The sequence below is a fragment of the Metasolibacillus fluoroglycofenilyticus genome (assembly GCF_003049645.1).
In the GTDB taxonomy this organism is placed as follows: Bacteria; Bacillota; Bacilli; order Bacillales_A; family Planococcaceae; genus Metasolibacillus; species Metasolibacillus fluoroglycofenilyticus.
In genome coordinates this window covers 620,369-635,646 of sequence record NZ_PYWK01000001.1, presented here as the reverse complement: position 1 = coordinate 635,646, position 15,278 = coordinate 620,369, and the positions used below count along the sequence as shown (strand labels likewise).

The following is a 15,278-nucleotide window of genomic DNA, read 5'->3' as shown; positions in this document are numbered from 1 at the left end:
ATAAAGTTTGGCGGTGTTTCTCATAAGTAAGAGAGACTGTCCTAAAAGACAGTCCCCAATGAAACTTATTCACTTTCACTTGGCGGAAAATCCACTAAATTAGGCATTTTCCCCAAGTGAACCCTTTGAAGAAACACCCTCTCACCCAAATACTGGAAACTACACGGCATTTTGGATGCGCCTAAACAAACTTCACTTTTCCTTCAGCAATTGCAATTTCAGCATCGCTATGAGGGTATTTTGTATTTTCGATAATTTGGTAATCCTCATGCCCTTTGCCAGCGAAAATAATAATATCGCCTGCTTCCGCAATACGGATAGCATGGCGCACGGCTTCCGCACGGTCACCTATACATGCATATTGGTCATGCAGCATGCCCTTCGCTAAATCGCCCGTAATGCTAGCGTACTCTTCGTAGCGAGGGTCATCTGTCGTTAAAATGACATAGTCTGCAACGGACGCTTTTGCGGCCATTGTTGGACGCTTGGATTTATCACGATTGCCCCCCGTACCGATTAAAAAAATTAATTTGTTATTTTCCCCTTTATAAGGCATTGCCGCATGAATTGCCTTTTCGATTGCATCTGGTGTATGCGCATAATCGATAAAGATTGAAATTGGTAAGTCGGTTTGTACTTTTTCCATACGCCCTTTTACTGGTGGGAGCTGCTCAATTTGCTCAATAATATCAAATAATGAAAACTGACGAGCATATAAGCATGCTGTTGCAGCTAATACATTGTAAATATTGAATTCTCCCAGCAAATGCATCGAAACATCATAGCTACCTTCAGGTGTCTGCATTGTGAAATATGTCATGCCATCTTCATAACGGCAATTCAAGGCACGGAAATCAGCGTTATTTTGTAAACCATAGGTCCAAATAGGATATGGTGTTAGTGTTTGATAATGTGCTGACCATTCATCATCAGCATTTAATACAATATGTTTATCCTTGCGTAAATCTTGGCCTAACTGTGAAAACAATAACCCTTTTGTATGACCGTAAGCCTCCATCGTACCATGAAAATCTAAATGGTCATGTGTTAAATTCGTAAAAATCGCTACATCATAATCGACGCCTGCCAATCGACCTAATGCAAGACCATGTGAGGACACTTCCATCACCATTGCAGCACAATCTTCTTTCTTTGCACGATAAATCATTTGCTGTGTGCTTAGCGCGTCACTCGTCGTATTGGCAGATTCGTAAAGCGTACCATTTAGATTAAAGCCAATCGTCCCTGCCAATGCTGATTTTTTGCCTAAGCCCATCAATATATTATGAATGATGCCTGTAACGCTCGTCTTACCATTTGTTCCTGTTACCCCTATCATTAACATTTCTTCAGATGGGTAGCCAAAAAATCTAGCTGCTAACAAGCCAAGTGCGCGTTCTGTGCTCGGAACGATTACCTGTGCTACATTGCCTGTAAGCTGCAACTCTCGCTCCGCTACAATCATTGTTGCACCTGCATCGACAGCCTTTTGTGCATAATCATGACCATCGACTGTATAGCCTTTTATACAAACAAACAAGCTTTGCGGCTGCACGCTGCGCGAATCAACCGCTAAATCCTCAATATAGCTAGGTAATACACCCAATATTTTCTTTTGTGGAATAGCACTTATCAATTCCTCTACGCGCATTCACTATTCCCCCATTTCAACCATTGGCGATGTCACATATGCATATAATAATGCGGCCGTTGCCTGTAATGAATCAATATGTGTGCGCTCATAAGCATGTGAAGACTCGATACCCGGACCAAATAAGGCATGGCGAATATCATAGCCTGCGCGGATTGCCGCCGAAGCATCAGAGCCATAATATGGGTAAATGTCTAGCTTATAAGGAATGTCCCCAGCCTTCGCTAGCTGCACTAAATGCTGTGTTAGCTCATAATGATACGGACCTGTCGCATCCTTTGCACAAATCGAAACTGTATACTCGTCGGAAGTTTGACCGTCCCCAATCGCCCCCATATCCACTGCGATATACTCCACCACTTCATTTGGAACATTCGAGTTACCACCATAGCCAATTTCCTCGTTGTTAGAAATATAAAAATGCGTTGTATATGGCAGCTTTACACCATGCTCTTTTATATATTTCATTAGTTGTAAAAGCAATGTCGTGCTCGCTTTATCATCCAAATGACGCGATTTAACGAAGCCTGATGTCGTTTCCTCATAGCGCACATCAAATGATACAAAGTCCCCTACCTCAATGCCTAATGCACGTGTATCTTCTGCGCTCTGTACCTTTTCATCGATGCGCACTTCGATATGATTTTCATCACGCTTTAAACTATCTGCACCACGATACACATGTACCGTCGTTTCATGCATTAAAATCGTTCCGCGCACAGTTTTACCGCCCGCTGTATGAATTGTGCAATATTCACCCTCTACAGCATTCCAATTAAAGCCACCAATCATCGCTAGCTTCAAGCGACCGCTTGGCTTCACTTCCTTCACCATTGCGCCAAGCGTATCCGTATGAGCTGTCAATAAGCGATGCTGCTCATCATTTTCCCCCTGGAAAGTAACGATAATTGCGCCTTTATTCGTTTTTTTATAAGCAATGTCATGTTCTTTTAAAAACTGTCCCATAAATTTCATAATATTCGTTGTATAACCAGAGGGACTTGCAATATTTACTAATTTCTCTAATAATGATAATGTCTGCTGTTGATTGAATAAATTTGTCATAAAATCCTCCTAATGCTTTTTATCCTGCATTACTTAGTAGCCTGTAAATGCAAGGATAAGCGAAACTAGTAATTAGTGAGGTTTAGAAAGCCCCAACTAATCAATATTTTATTTTATCATATCAAACTTTAGCGCATATCGACAGACAGATGTAGCCCGATTTTTATCAACACTTGCACATGATTAGGAGAATATTATGCAACCACTCACCATCATACATAAGCGTAATTTATTTATATATTACTCGCTCTTTATTTTTGCGATTTTTTTTATTGCGCTCCATTTATTTGATATTGTACACCTTACACATAATTATACACTGTATATTATTGTGAATGTCCTATTGATTGGCTTTTTACTTTATAAAAAAGTACATGCGCGCATTGTTCAAATTTTTTTAATTTTAGCATGGAATATATTACTTATCGCTTTAACAATTGGAAGCGGTCAATTATTGTTTGTATTTGGCTTTTTATATTTACTACTTATCGTCAATGTTTATCAATCGCATGTGATAAATACGCTATTAGCAATCATTACAGCAGTAGAAATCGCCTTTCTTGTCATCTATATGCAGTCAAATATTAACATTACCCATCCTGTTGAAAGCTTTATTTTTCTTACATCATTTTTATGTATCATTGGCTTATTACAAACTGTATACGTCAAGAAACTTTGGTCTCATGAGGAAAAGAGAAACATGGAGAAGCAGCTAGAACTTTCTTCAACAGAAGCCTATTTAAAACTGTTTTTCGACCATGCCGAAGATGCGATGGCAGTGTTCGATTTAAACAATAAAATCATTGAAGTGAATGCAGCGTTTGAAAAAATGTATGGCTGGACAAAAGAGGAATGTATCGGTCAGTCCATTCAGCTCGTAGCACCTGAAAACGTGGAAGCGGCACATAATCGGTTTTTAAAGCTTTTGCAGGGCGAGCGTTTCCGTCTGCTTGAAACGAAGGATATGCGCAAGGATGGCTCCATATTTGATGCACAAATATCGCTTGCACCAATTTATAATTCTTACGGAGATATGTTAGCCGTCTCAGTTATTGCACGAGACATTTCCTACCTAAAGGAAAATGAAAAACTCGCTTTACAATCAGAGAAATTAAAATTGGCAGGGGAAATTGCAGCAGGTGTCGCACATGAAATTCGTAATCCAATGACGGTTGTATCAGGATTTATTCAAATGATGAACGAGGACCAACAATCCCCGTACCAAGCATATACAGGCATTATTCAATCTGAAATCGAACGCATTGATTTAATTATTTCTGAGTTTTTAGTGCTATCCAAGCCACTTGCTGAACAAAAAAGTACACTTGATTTATCAGAAATTCTGCAGGACATCGCCACATTTTTCGAATTACAGCTAGAACAGCGTCAAATTCAATTGATACAGCACTTTAACAGGAATTCTCTATTTATTTACGCCAACAATAATCAAATTAAACAAGTGTTTATTAATATTGTCAAAAATGCTATCGAAGCAATTGAGAAGGACGGTACTATTACACTTATTTGTCAAAATGATGAACGCTTTGCATACATAAAAATTTCCGATACGGGCGAGGGCATTCCACAGCATTTAATCGATTATGTATTCGAGCCGTTTTATACGACAAAGGCTACTGGTACAGGCTTAGGTATGATGATTTCCAATAAAATTATTCGAGAGCATGGTGGCGTGATTCTTATTGAAAGCGAAGAACATATCGGCACAACCATCACTATTAAAATTCCATTACAGAATTAAAGAAGGCGCCAGAAAAGCTTGCTAAAGTACAGCTTTTCCGGCGTTTTTCATAAAAAGGATATTATCTTTAGCGGCGAGATGAATGCTTATCTTGCTTTTGATTCAGCGGGTGTCACAGATTTTTTTCGAGCTAGCTCGAAAAAAATCTGGCCGCAATTACGCCGAGGCGTAATTGATGACTCTCAAACAGTGAAACGAGTAAAAGCAATAATAACAGCAGAATCCATATTGCTGATGCATTCATCTTCTCTGATTGTTGCATATTAATGGCAGAAAGCCCTATAAACATGCAGTAGCAAAATACATTTGGGTTAATCCAAACAAGCCTTAGTTTATTATTTTTCAAATAGACGCCTCTTATTAAAGTGAAACTCTTGTATTTCACATATATTTGGAGTTTGCCTCGTTTTATTTGCGACTTTTTAAATATATTTGCGACTTGCCCCGATTTCTTTACAACATGTATTATATTATTTCATCACTTTGCGAATCAGCTTTACCTTTTGTTTATACGGTGGAAATAATATGTTTGTAGCTAGCTTTGTTGAGCGCTGTAAAATTGATTTTTGATGTGTGAAGCATTCAAAGCTTGCGTGCCCATGATAAGCGCCCATCCCTGATGGTCCAACGCCACCAAATGGTAAATGTGTGTTACCTACATGTGACACAATGTCATTAATACAGCCTCCTCCAAACGGTAGCTCCTCTAAGAAATATTCACGCGCATTGTCGTTTTCTGTAAATAGATAGGCAGCTAAAGGCTTCGGCAGGCGACGAATTGCCTGAATCGCATTTGCTAAATCATTGTACGCCATAATCGGTAAAATCGGCCCGAATATTTCATCCTCCATTACTTTACTATCCCAGTCTGCACCCTCAATAATTGTTGGTGCAATATATAAGTCATCACGGTCTACAGTTCCACCAAATGTAATATGTGCTGCATCAGCATCTAATATCGCCTTTAGCTTGTCAAAATGACCAAGGTGGATAATGCGACCATAATCATCGCTTTGCTGAGGATTTTCCCCATAAAAGGAAGTAATCGTTTGCTTTAAAATCTTAATAAATTTTTTATAAATAGAGCTGTGCACAAGCACATAATCTGGAGCGACACATGTTTGCCCATTATTCGTAAATTTCCCCCAGACGATGCGCTTTGCTGCTACTTGCAAATTCGCTGTTTGGTCAATAATAGCGGGACTCTTGCCACCAAGTTCAAGTACGATTGGTGTCAACTTTTCGGCAGCAGCACGCATAATTACTTTTCCAGTTGCCACACTACCTGTAAAGAAAATAAAGTCAAAAGAGGCATGGATGAGCGCCTCCACCTCCTTTTTCTCACCTTCTACTACACGCACGTAATGTTCTTCAAATGTTTCTGCAATTATTTTTTTTATAATTTTAGTTGTATGAACAGTTGCTTCAGATGGCTTAACGATTGCCGTATTACCACCAATAATTGCCCCGAGCAATGGCTCCATTACGAGCTGGAATGGGTAATTGAATGGGCCAATAATTAAAACAACCCCATACGGCTCACGCACAATATAGCTTTTTCCCGGCTGAAAATGAACAGGTGTTTTAACAGCAACTGGCTTCGTCCACTCATCAATATTTTTCACCATATGTGAAATGCTATCTAAAACAATTCCGATTTCTGTCGCATATGCTTCAAACTCACTTTTGTTTAAATCTAATTTTAGTGCATCTAAAATTTCTTTTTCATACTTTTTAATCGTCTCTTTTAAATTTATTAATTGTTGCTTACGAAATTCTATATTTTTTGTAGCGCGTGAAAAATAGTAGCTACGCTGTGCTGTTATCATATTTTCTACATCTTGAGCAGTAAAATTCATAAAAAACTTCCTTTCCATTTTTAATTTTTATGCATAATTTCATCATTGCCACACATATTAACTACTATAACGAATGCTTGCTTTCCTTCATTATAACTTTATATTGGCTTGTTCGGGAAATTTAAACAGTGAACAATAATTTAGGATAAGCATTCTATTATTTATTTTTACATCGACAAGGAGGCAATTTCAATGATTATTACTGAAACATGGTGGGAAGCAATTTTTTCGGGACCTTTATCAATCGGTATTAATGAACAAAAGCTACTAGAACTTGAAGATGAATCTTTTTTATATTTCACTATGCCGCCTTTACAGCAAGAGGAACTTCAAACATCATAAAAAAATCCCCCCTCAACATATTAAGGGGCTGTTGGAAAAAGATATACCTTTTTTGGACAGCCCTCGCGTCTATAAGAAAGTATGTACTGCTGCGATAGTAACAATGAATTGTCGCTATCCTCAGCTCTTTCCTATCATAATTGATTTTTTTTACAAAATCCCTTATAATGTGTCACTAGGTGCCAAACCTAATGTATTAGTCGGAACAACTAATACACATAAAAGACCCCATTGACGGCACGGATTGCCGGGGGTCTTTTTTACTATTTTTTCAAATATAAGGGATGAGTATCATGAAAAAATTCGTTAACTTTTATTTATTAATAGTCGTGCTATTTATTATTGTCGGTCTTTCCGGCTTTTCTTCCTCTAAAAAGGAAAATCCTGAGCAGGCAGTTGAAGAAATTGCTTTAGAAAACACGCCGGGTTATGCCACAATGCGTGCAATTGAAGCTATGACAAAGGAACAACAACTAGAAAATGCGATTTTAGATATACAAGTAATCCCAAAACCAAATGAAGAAATTGTCATTGTCGAAATGCAAAGCTCAGAGTTTATGTCACTTGATACATTGTTAAAGGATAGCTACAACATGCTAATTAAAATAAGTGATGTCCCACAAATCACAGAATTCACATTTATTTGGCAGCAGCCTGTCAATAATAAAAATCATGTCGCGTTATCAATGACATTCGATCGCGCTGGTCTAGATAAAATTCCAACTGTTGCATATAGCGATTTAGCATCAATTGCAAAAGACTTTAAACAGTAAAATTCTTTTTGAAAGGGCTAATCTTAGCAATAAATAATTTTTTATTGCTAGCATCAATTAAAAACAAAGCTGTCCAGAAAATGTATTACTTTCTGAACAGCTTTTATTATGAAAAAAATCATTAATTACGCTGGATTTACTTCTAGTTCTACTGAAATCGTAATGTCTTTTCCTACTAGTACGCCACCTGTTTCAAGTGCTGCGTTCCATGTTAAGCCAAATTCTTCACGATTGATTGATGTTTCTGCTTCAAAGCCGTATACTGCTTGACCCCAAGGGTTTGTGCCTTTACCGTTGAATTCCACATCGAATGTTACAGGTTTTGTTACATCCTTAATTGTTAAATCGCCTGTTACTTTGTAATCATCGCCTGATTTTTCAATTGAAGTTGATTGGAATGTAATTTTCGGGAATTGTTCTGCATCAAAGAAATCTGCTGATTTTAAATGATTGTCACGGTCTTCGCTACGTGTATTAATACTTGCAGCATCAATAGCAAACGAAATATTTGCTGTTGATAAATCCGCTAAATCTGCAGCCTCGATTTGCGCTGAGTAAGAATCAAAAGCGCCTTTTACCTTTGATACCATCATGTGTTTTACACTAAATCCGATACTTGAGTGTGATTGGTCTACTGTCCAGTTTGCCATAGAAAAAACCCTCCTGTTTTTTATCTCGATTTCGAGATATGTTATGAAAATAAAGCAGCCTACATCCGTACATATATCCTATTTGTTTAAATGTTAAACATTGATTCAAATTTTTTGAATCAACATAAGTTATATATGTAAAATGGCTGAGCTTTATTACTTACTATTTGTAACTTAGTATAATTCACACTTTCATCTACGTCAAGAAAAATCTTTCGAATTCAAGATTCTTTTTCATGCTTATTTTGTGCTACGATTTTCGTATGTACGACGAAGCGCTCATTATCATTTGGAGATGTCGTACATGTAGAAAGCGTAAAAATTCTGTCGTTCGTTGTCACATCAACTGGCATATGAATAGCTGATTTTTGTTGAATTGTCTGGAGAAATGCGGCATACGACTGCTCTGTAAACTCCGTTTCAATATAATAAAAATCCGTTGTCGTTTCATAGGCTGCAAATACTTCGAGGTGATATGTTGCACTAGGTGTTTCATACACAAAGTAGGGGTGCTCCTCGGCATAATGTTGCTTAGCAAATTTCGCTAATTCACCAAACATCGTACCGTTTCGCATAACATGACCATACAAAATCGTATGCCTAGCATTTGTATCATTGCGATAATCCATGAAAATACTGCCTGCACGACTCTTTTCCCCTACATAATTATGCTGCAAATAAAATTCATTATTATCGTTTTGAACGACAGGATTGTTCAACTGCGAATCGTTTAACTGAAGCCAGCCGACAATATCCGTATTTATTTTTTGTAGCTCGATAAATTTCGCGCTGATGGCAGCCTCCTCTATCGGCATCGCCTGTTGCGCTTGCTCATACACTTCCTGTATTTGCTGCAGCTCCTGTTCCACCTGTTTATAGCTAGAAAAAAAACGAATAAGTCCTACACTGGAAATAATAAAGACGATAATACAAATGACTCTTATTATTTTCACCTTCATATGATTGTCTCCTCAAATCCCGATTGGCACCATATATAGTCCAAGCGCAGCATCTTCTTGAAATATTGCCTCCACACCGTAAACTTGTTTCACCGTTTGCTGGGTAATGACATCGCGTGGCGTTCCTTCTGCGACAATCTGCCCTGCACTCATTAAAATAATATGGTCGCTGTAGCGAATCGCTTGGTTAATATCATGTAACACCATCACAATCGTTAAACCATGCTTTTCATTTAGTTCTTTTACTAGCTCTAAAAGCTCTAGCTGATAATAAATATCTAAATACGTCGTCGGCTCATCTAAGCATAGAAGCTCGCTCTGCTGTGCCAATGCCATGGCAATCCATACGCGCTGTCTTTCTCCACCAGATAACGCGGATAAATCATGATGGCGTTTTTCGCCTAGACTTGTACAGGCTAATGCCCAATCAACTGCTTTATTATCCTCGACATTATTCTTTTTTAATAAAGAATGATAGGGCATACGCCCGTAACTAACAAGCTTTTCAACGGTTAAATCTTGCGGAATATCGTTTTGCTGATAAACAATGGCAAACTTTTGAGCAAACTTCTTTGGCTTATAATTGACTAAGTCTTTATTATCTAATAGTGCCGTGCCTTGTAGGGGAGAATGGTTGCGTGCCATGACGTTTAATAATGTCGACTTGCCGCAGCCATTTGGACCAATAATCGTTGTAATTTTGCCGCGCTGAATGGACGTTGATACATTTTGTAAATGCTGCTTCTTACCGTCATGTGATACAACAATTTTTTGTAATTCCACAGTGTCACCCTTTTCTCAGTAAAAATATTAAAAACGGACCACCAATAATGGCCATAATGGTTGATGCAGGGATTTCTAATGGTGCAATGACTGTACGCCCAATTGTATCCGCTAATAAAATAATAAATGCTCCAAGCAAGGCTGTAAAAGGCAATAGCACTTTATGGTCATGTCCAACAATGCGGCGGGCAATGTGTGGGACTAGCAGGCCAACAAAGGCAATAACACCTGCGACAACAACTGAAATGGCTGATAATAATACGGCAGTTGCCGCAATTGCTAAACGTGCCAATGTCACATTAAAGCCAATACTTTGTGCCGTTTTATCAGATAATGCTAGGACATTACACCATGAATACATGACGAACGCAAAAATTAAGCCAATCGAGCCGTAAATAGCGATGAGCGTCACATCATCCCATGTTTTAAATGCTAGGCTTGAGCCAAGCACACTGCTAGCCGATGCATTTAAAGAGCCGCCAAAGCTAATAAATGCCTCTGTAAGTCCTGTAAACATAGCGTTGATGGCAATCCCTACTAAAATCAAGCGCAACGGATTTAAGCCTGACTTCCATGCCAACGCAAACACTAAAAAACAAGCAAGGGCGCCGCCAATAAAAGCAAAAATCGGCGTCATGAAAAATAAAGTTGGAACAATTGATACAATAAATAGCTTTGTAAAAGCCGCACCTGATGAAATACCGATGACCCCTGCATCAGCAAGTGGGTTGCGCATAATTGCCTGCAATAGTGCGCCTGCTACTGATAGGGCTGCACCTGCAAAAATTGCCACAATAATACGTGGAAAGCGCAAATCACGAATCGCTGCCATCGTATCATTATTTGTATCAAATAATGCCCCTACAAATTCCCAAAACCCCATTTTTATACTGCCTGTTGTAGCAGCAAAAATAGCTGTTATTACTAGCAATGCAGCAACAATAACAGTGCTTATTATTTTTTTCATCACCTGACAACACCTCTACTGCTCATAAAAAATTTCAATTAACTGCTGTAATGCCTCCGATACATTTAACGCAGCCGTTGTCCCGAACAGCTCTTCTTCTAAATCATAAACGCGATTGTTTTTCACTGCATTAAAATGCTTCCAAACATCGTTTGTTTTAAATTCCTCGTCAAACATTTTAATTACTTCGTCTGGCATCCCATGTGCCATACGTAAAATAATATCTGGGTTACTATTATATAAATGCTCTGTATTCGAGGCTAAATATTCAGCTTCCTGACCAGCCATCACATTGACAGCGCCAGCTCTGCGTGCTAAATCCCCCACATATGAATGCTCTGTCGCTACTAAATAGCTACCAGGCACACCTAATAAAATAAGAACGCTTGGCTGCTCATGCATACTCGCCACATTTTCCACTTGTGCAATTTCATTTTTCAGCTTGTCAACAAGCGCATCCGCCTGTTCCACGCGCTTATAGCGCTTGCCTAGCTCTTCAATTTCTGCGAGCATCGTATCAATGCTCGTTAAATCAACAAAGTCGACAGGGACTTGCAATTGCTCAAATATTGGTGCTAAATCATATTCTAATGTAGAGACGGATAATACTTCTGTTGGATTTAAAGATTTAACCACTTCCATATCAGGCTGCATCGCATTTCCAATAGAGGGTAAACCATCAAAGCGAGCAGGCAATTGTTTAACAGTATCTGGAATTGCAATAGCATCCAGTTCTAAACGGTCCATAATATCTGCTACAACAACTGTCCCTGCTACAATACGCTGTGTCTCTTCCTGTTGCTGCTTCTCTTTATTATTTTCTTGTGGCTGCTCTGGAGCCGCCGTTTTGCCACCGCAAGCAGCAAGCAGCAGTATTGCTACAAGCAGTAAACATTGCATATATTTTTTCATTTTTAGTTTCCTTTCTTCCGCTTTATCTTGACTTGTGCGGGTGTAGCTAGACACCCGCACAAGTCAAGATAACAACAGCGGGCTCCCTCTCATATATCCGAGAGGAAGCCTGCTTTCCCATTATGCTCTTAGTTTTCTACTACATAAAGAGTGTTTAAAATCACCTTTGCCATTTGGCTGCGTGTTAAAGTATTCGTTGGATTGAATTTGCCTTCATTCCCAGTCATAATACCTAATGCATTTAATTCAGCAATTGCAGTCAACGCTTCTTTATTTGAAGTTGTCACATCTTTAAATGGTACGCTTGCCCCTGTTGCTTTATAGCCTGCACCCTCTAAAACGCGGTAAATAATAACTGCCGCTTGTTGACGTGTAATTTCTTTTGTTGGCTCAAATGCAGTAGCAGATGTGCCGTTCATAATGCCGTAATCGCTTAATGCTGTTACCGCCTTTTGTGTTTCTGCATCAAAGCTCGATACATCTTTAAATGGATTTTTCGCAGTTGTATCTAAGTTTAAGTAACGATTTAACATTAATGCAAATTGTGAACGCTTCACTTTTCCGTTTGGATTGAATTTATCCGCTTCTTTGAAAAGACCTATAGAATATAATGTTACGATATTACCATAGTCACCTAATTTCGTAATATCTGTAAATGGATTTATCTTGCCACCAAATTGCAATTGTACAGGGTATACTGAATCGTATTTTACAGGACCAGCATCTACTGATACATCAACTGTTGCTGTATAAACAGCATCTAAGTTTGTTGTAGCAATTGTGTAGATTTTCACTGTGTTGCCATCCACTTCCGTAGTTTTTTCATCTGCAATTGTTGCGCCTTCAATGTTAAATTTATTTAAGTATTGTCCTTGTACGAATGTTAAGTCTACAAGGAATTCGTTTGCTGTTTCTGTTACTGTAACAGTCGGCTTTACATACGTCGACATAACAGAAATTTCGTTTGTTTTATCTTTATAAATGTATAATGGAAGCTCTTCTCCTACTTCTACAGGCTGCTCCTCTGTTACTTCAGGTAAATCAAGGTTCGCTGTATTGATAGCAAAGCCGAACTCATACCATTTGTCCATATTTGCCGCAGGAACAACAACATGAATTCCCGCTTCTACTAAATCGCTAATTGATTTCAGTGTAAAGCTATAAACCTTTTTCCCTTCCTCTGATACTAATGTTGCATCTGCACCAGCTACTTTTAAGCCAGCAATCATCGGGCTACTTTTTTCCGTAACTGTTAATTCTACTGAGTACTTACCATCTTTCACGATTAATTTTGCATCTTTTTCAAGATGGTTTGTAATCGCCGCATAATCACCTTTATTTGTTTTTGGATCATAGGCATCAAAAGTAATTGCATATTCACCGTCTTTTACTTGCTTAAATGTTTTACCTGGTACAAACTCTACTTTTTCTTCTTCTGCTGCTTCAGGCGCTTTAATTGTTGTTGGGTCTAATGTTAATTCAAATGCTGTTGGAATTTCTTTGCCACCAACTGCGACAGCGCCCTCACCCTTCACTGTACCGCCTGGACGCTCTACAGGAATATAAATAACTTTTTGTCCATTTACTTCTTTAATTACGCTAACGCCATCTACTTCTACTTTTGTCAGCATGTTCATCACAGTAGCATCCGCTGATAGCTGAATGAAATACTTGCCATCTTCAATAATAAGTGTAGCTGGTCCTTGAATGTATTTCGCTAATTGCTGTGTCGTATCTGTAATTGTGAAATCAATAGTATACTGACCATCTGGCATAGAGCGTGATGGTGTTTCAGCAGATGCCGCTACTGCTGGCACGATAGCAGATGTTGCTAACACTGAAGCTAGCGCGATTTTTGTAGAACGAGATTGGAATTTTGACATTTAACATTTCCCCCAATTAATTCATTTTTTTTGTTTTATAAAATACAAGCACCGAAGCAATAAGCATAAAGATGAAAAGATATGGTAAAGAATCACTTGTTTGTGGATTTTCTACTTTTTCACTAGCACTTACTGTTCCGTCAGCTTTATTTCCATTATCTTCAACATTTGAAGAGCTTGGCGTCTTACTCACATTGTTAACAGCCTTTGAAGATTCTTTATTTGTTTGCGCATTTTGCTCCGTTGCTTGTGGAATACCCGCTGCGTCAAATACAAAATCAACGCTATAACCGTGATGATAATTAATATCATCAATATCGATTTTCATTGCCACTGTTACAGGATTCCCCAAATTAGCTACAGCAAATTGCACAACACGCGTATCAGCAGCGGCATTTTGGCTAATTACTGTCGCACCACTCGGCGGGTTAAACTCCGTTACCCATGCACTATTTTTAATCGTCAATTGCACAGTTGCCTTGCCATTTTTCATAATTACCTTTGCAGGCTTTAAAAAATAATCATTGGCCATAGAAGCGGAAATACTACTTGGCTTATTGACTTGATATTGAATATCGTATGTTCCATCAGCTAATTGTGCATGAGAATAATTAGGCGCAAGTATAAATACCCCTAGCATAAGCACAAAAAGAGTTAGAAAAAGCTTTTTCACAGCTCTATTCCTCCCTTTACTAATAATTAGTACCTTTACAATTATGACACAAATGAGGATAATTCTCAATTAGATTTTTTATTTTCATCGAATTGTCAAATTATCGATTACGCCAAGGCGAAATAGATTGACTAGCATTTTCTTTTGTGTCAAAAATAATCGCCATCTCTCATACTTATTTAGCGAACAGCATCCTCATGAAATTGCTTGCCATCAAAATAGCCTTCATGTGCCCAAATATTGAGCTTTGCATCCTGTGCCCTTACTTGAATTTCATTTAATTCTGCTTCAAGCGTATTATTCGGTTTGTTAATATAGCGCATAACTGCAAAGCCATTTTTCAATAAAGATTCCTGTAATAATACATTATCGACAAAAATATACGCGAGCAAACGGTCATATTTATCTGTTTCTGGTCCAACATCGAATAGAAGCTCAATTTTCGAGGCATTTTTCAGTAAATTTTCTGTAAACACTTTAGCATCTTCTGCATAAGGCATCGGTTTTCCTTTGTCATAGTTCATTTCGGGCGTATCCACCATTAATAAACGAACTTTATGCTTTTCACCATTCATTTCTATGCTAAATGTATCGCCATCATTAATTGATAAATAGTTAATCTCCTGTAGCTGATTTCCTGTCACTTGCTGGGCATATTGTGCTGAAATATGATTTGTCGCAGTTTCATTTGTTTCTTGTTGACTATGTGGCGGCGTCTTAACTTCATTTGTAGTCTTGTCCTGCGGTTCTGGACTAAATATTAAATAAAGTGCGACCGCTATAATAATAGTTCCGCTCGTAATAAGCGTTTTAATATCTGTTGGTTTCATAAGTTATATTATTCCCTTTCTTCAATTAGCATATCTTTTATTTTACCAAACTTTTTAGGTGTTAAAAATGTCTGAAAAAAGGCTTTTTCAAAATTACACTTTAAACATAAACACTTTTCCAACGAAAAACGCTACCTTCCCTATATTGAAGATAGCGTCGTTTAATATTAAA

General features: G+C 38.1%; 14 protein-coding genes. 3 read left to right on the top strand and 11 right to left on the bottom strand.

Features of this window, described 5'->3' with window-relative positions; translation table 11 throughout:
* Positions 1-181: 181 nt before the first annotated feature.
* Complete coding sequence (locus tag C9J36_RS02750; protein WP_066166047.1) at positions 182-1,651, bottom strand: UDP-N-acetylmuramoyl-L-alanyl-D-glutamate--2,6-diaminopimelate ligase; 1,470 nt, start codon at positions 1,649-1,651, stop codon at positions 182-184.
* A gap of 3 nt (positions 1,652-1,654) precedes the next feature.
* Entirely contained in the window at positions 1,655-2,716 is a 1,062-nt protein-coding gene (locus tag C9J36_RS02745; RefSeq protein ID WP_107942172.1) for a M42 family metallopeptidase, read from the bottom strand.
* 196 nt (positions 2,717-2,912) lie between these two features.
* On the opposite strand from C9J36_RS02745, the gene C9J36_RS02740 reads away from it, so the two are divergent.
* Positions 2,913-4,475 carry a PAS domain S-box protein gene (locus tag C9J36_RS02740; protein ID WP_107942171.1) on the top strand — a complete coding sequence of 521 codons (1,563 nt, stop codon included), beginning with the start codon at positions 2,913-2,915 and terminating at the stop codon, positions 4,473-4,475.
* Between the two features lie 470 nt (positions 4,476-4,945).
* On the opposite strand, the gene C9J36_RS02730 is transcribed toward C9J36_RS02740, so the two are convergent.
* Positions 4,946-6,334: an aldehyde dehydrogenase gene (locus C9J36_RS02730; RefSeq protein WP_107942169.1), complete on the bottom strand. Its 1,389-nt coding sequence runs from the start codon at positions 6,332-6,334 to the stop codon at positions 4,946-4,948.
* 192 nt (positions 6,335-6,526) lie between these two features.
* Here C9J36_RS02730 and C9J36_RS17360 point away from each other — a divergent pair, with 192 nt between their 5' ends.
* Together C9J36_RS17360 and C9J36_RS02725 are read left to right on the top strand one after the other, a co-directional pair.
* Positions 6,527-6,676 (top strand): hypothetical protein, encoded by a 150-nt coding sequence (locus C9J36_RS17360; protein WP_195891646.1) that lies wholly within the window; start codon positions 6,527-6,529, stop codon positions 6,674-6,676.
* 293 nt (positions 6,677-6,969) lie between these two features.
* Positions 6,970-7,449, top strand: a complete 480-nt coding sequence (locus C9J36_RS02725) for a hypothetical protein (protein ID WP_066166065.1) — start codon at positions 6,970-6,972, stop codon at positions 7,447-7,449.
* Between the two features lie 125 nt (positions 7,450-7,574).
* Here the strand turns inward: C9J36_RS02725 and C9J36_RS02720 are convergent, their stop codons facing one another.
* The 8 genes from C9J36_RS02720 to C9J36_RS02685 all read right to left on the bottom strand — a co-directional run bounded on the left by C9J36_RS02720 (position 7,575) and on the right by C9J36_RS02685 (position 15,106).
* The gene (locus C9J36_RS02720; protein WP_107942168.1) at positions 7,575-8,099 is read right to left on the bottom strand and encodes a YceI family protein; all 525 of its coding nucleotides are present in this window, start codon (positions 8,097-8,099) and stop codon (positions 7,575-7,577) included.
* 221 nt (positions 8,100-8,320) lie between these two features.
* Positions 8,321-9,058, bottom strand: coding sequence for a class B sortase (srtB, locus tag C9J36_RS02715; RefSeq protein WP_107942167.1), 738 nt, complete (start codon positions 9,056-9,058; stop codon positions 8,321-8,323).
* A 12-nt stretch (positions 9,059-9,070) separates the two neighbouring features.
* Positions 9,071-9,841: an ABC transporter ATP-binding protein gene (locus C9J36_RS02710; RefSeq protein ID WP_107942166.1), complete on the bottom strand. Its 771-nt coding sequence runs from the start codon at positions 9,839-9,841 to the stop codon at positions 9,071-9,073.
* A 4-nt stretch (positions 9,842-9,845) separates the two neighbouring features.
* Positions 9,846-10,811, bottom strand: a complete 966-nt coding sequence (locus tag C9J36_RS02705; RefSeq protein ID WP_066166077.1) for a FecCD family ABC transporter permease — start codon at positions 10,809-10,811, stop codon at positions 9,846-9,848.
* Positions 10,812-10,823: 12 nt separating this feature from the next.
* On the bottom strand, positions 10,824-11,720 hold the full coding sequence (isdE, locus tag C9J36_RS02700) for a heme ABC transporter substrate-binding protein IsdE (protein ID WP_107942165.1): 897 nt from the start codon (positions 11,718-11,720) through the stop codon (positions 10,824-10,826).
* A 128-nt stretch (positions 11,721-11,848) separates the two neighbouring features.
* A complete protein-coding gene (locus tag C9J36_RS02695; protein WP_107942164.1) occupies positions 11,849-13,603 on the bottom strand; it encodes an NEAT domain-containing protein in 1,755 nt (584 codons plus the stop codon).
* Between the two features lie 16 nt (positions 13,604-13,619).
* Positions 13,620-14,276 (bottom strand): heme uptake protein IsdC, encoded by a 657-nt coding sequence (gene isdC, locus C9J36_RS02690; protein WP_235616001.1) that lies wholly within the window; start codon positions 14,274-14,276, stop codon positions 13,620-13,622.
* 179 nt (positions 14,277-14,455) lie between these two features.
* On the bottom strand, positions 14,456-15,106 hold the full coding sequence (locus C9J36_RS02685; protein ID WP_107942163.1) for a thermonuclease family protein: 651 nt from the start codon (positions 15,104-15,106) through the stop codon (positions 14,456-14,458).
* Positions 15,107-15,278 lie beyond the last annotated feature (172 nt).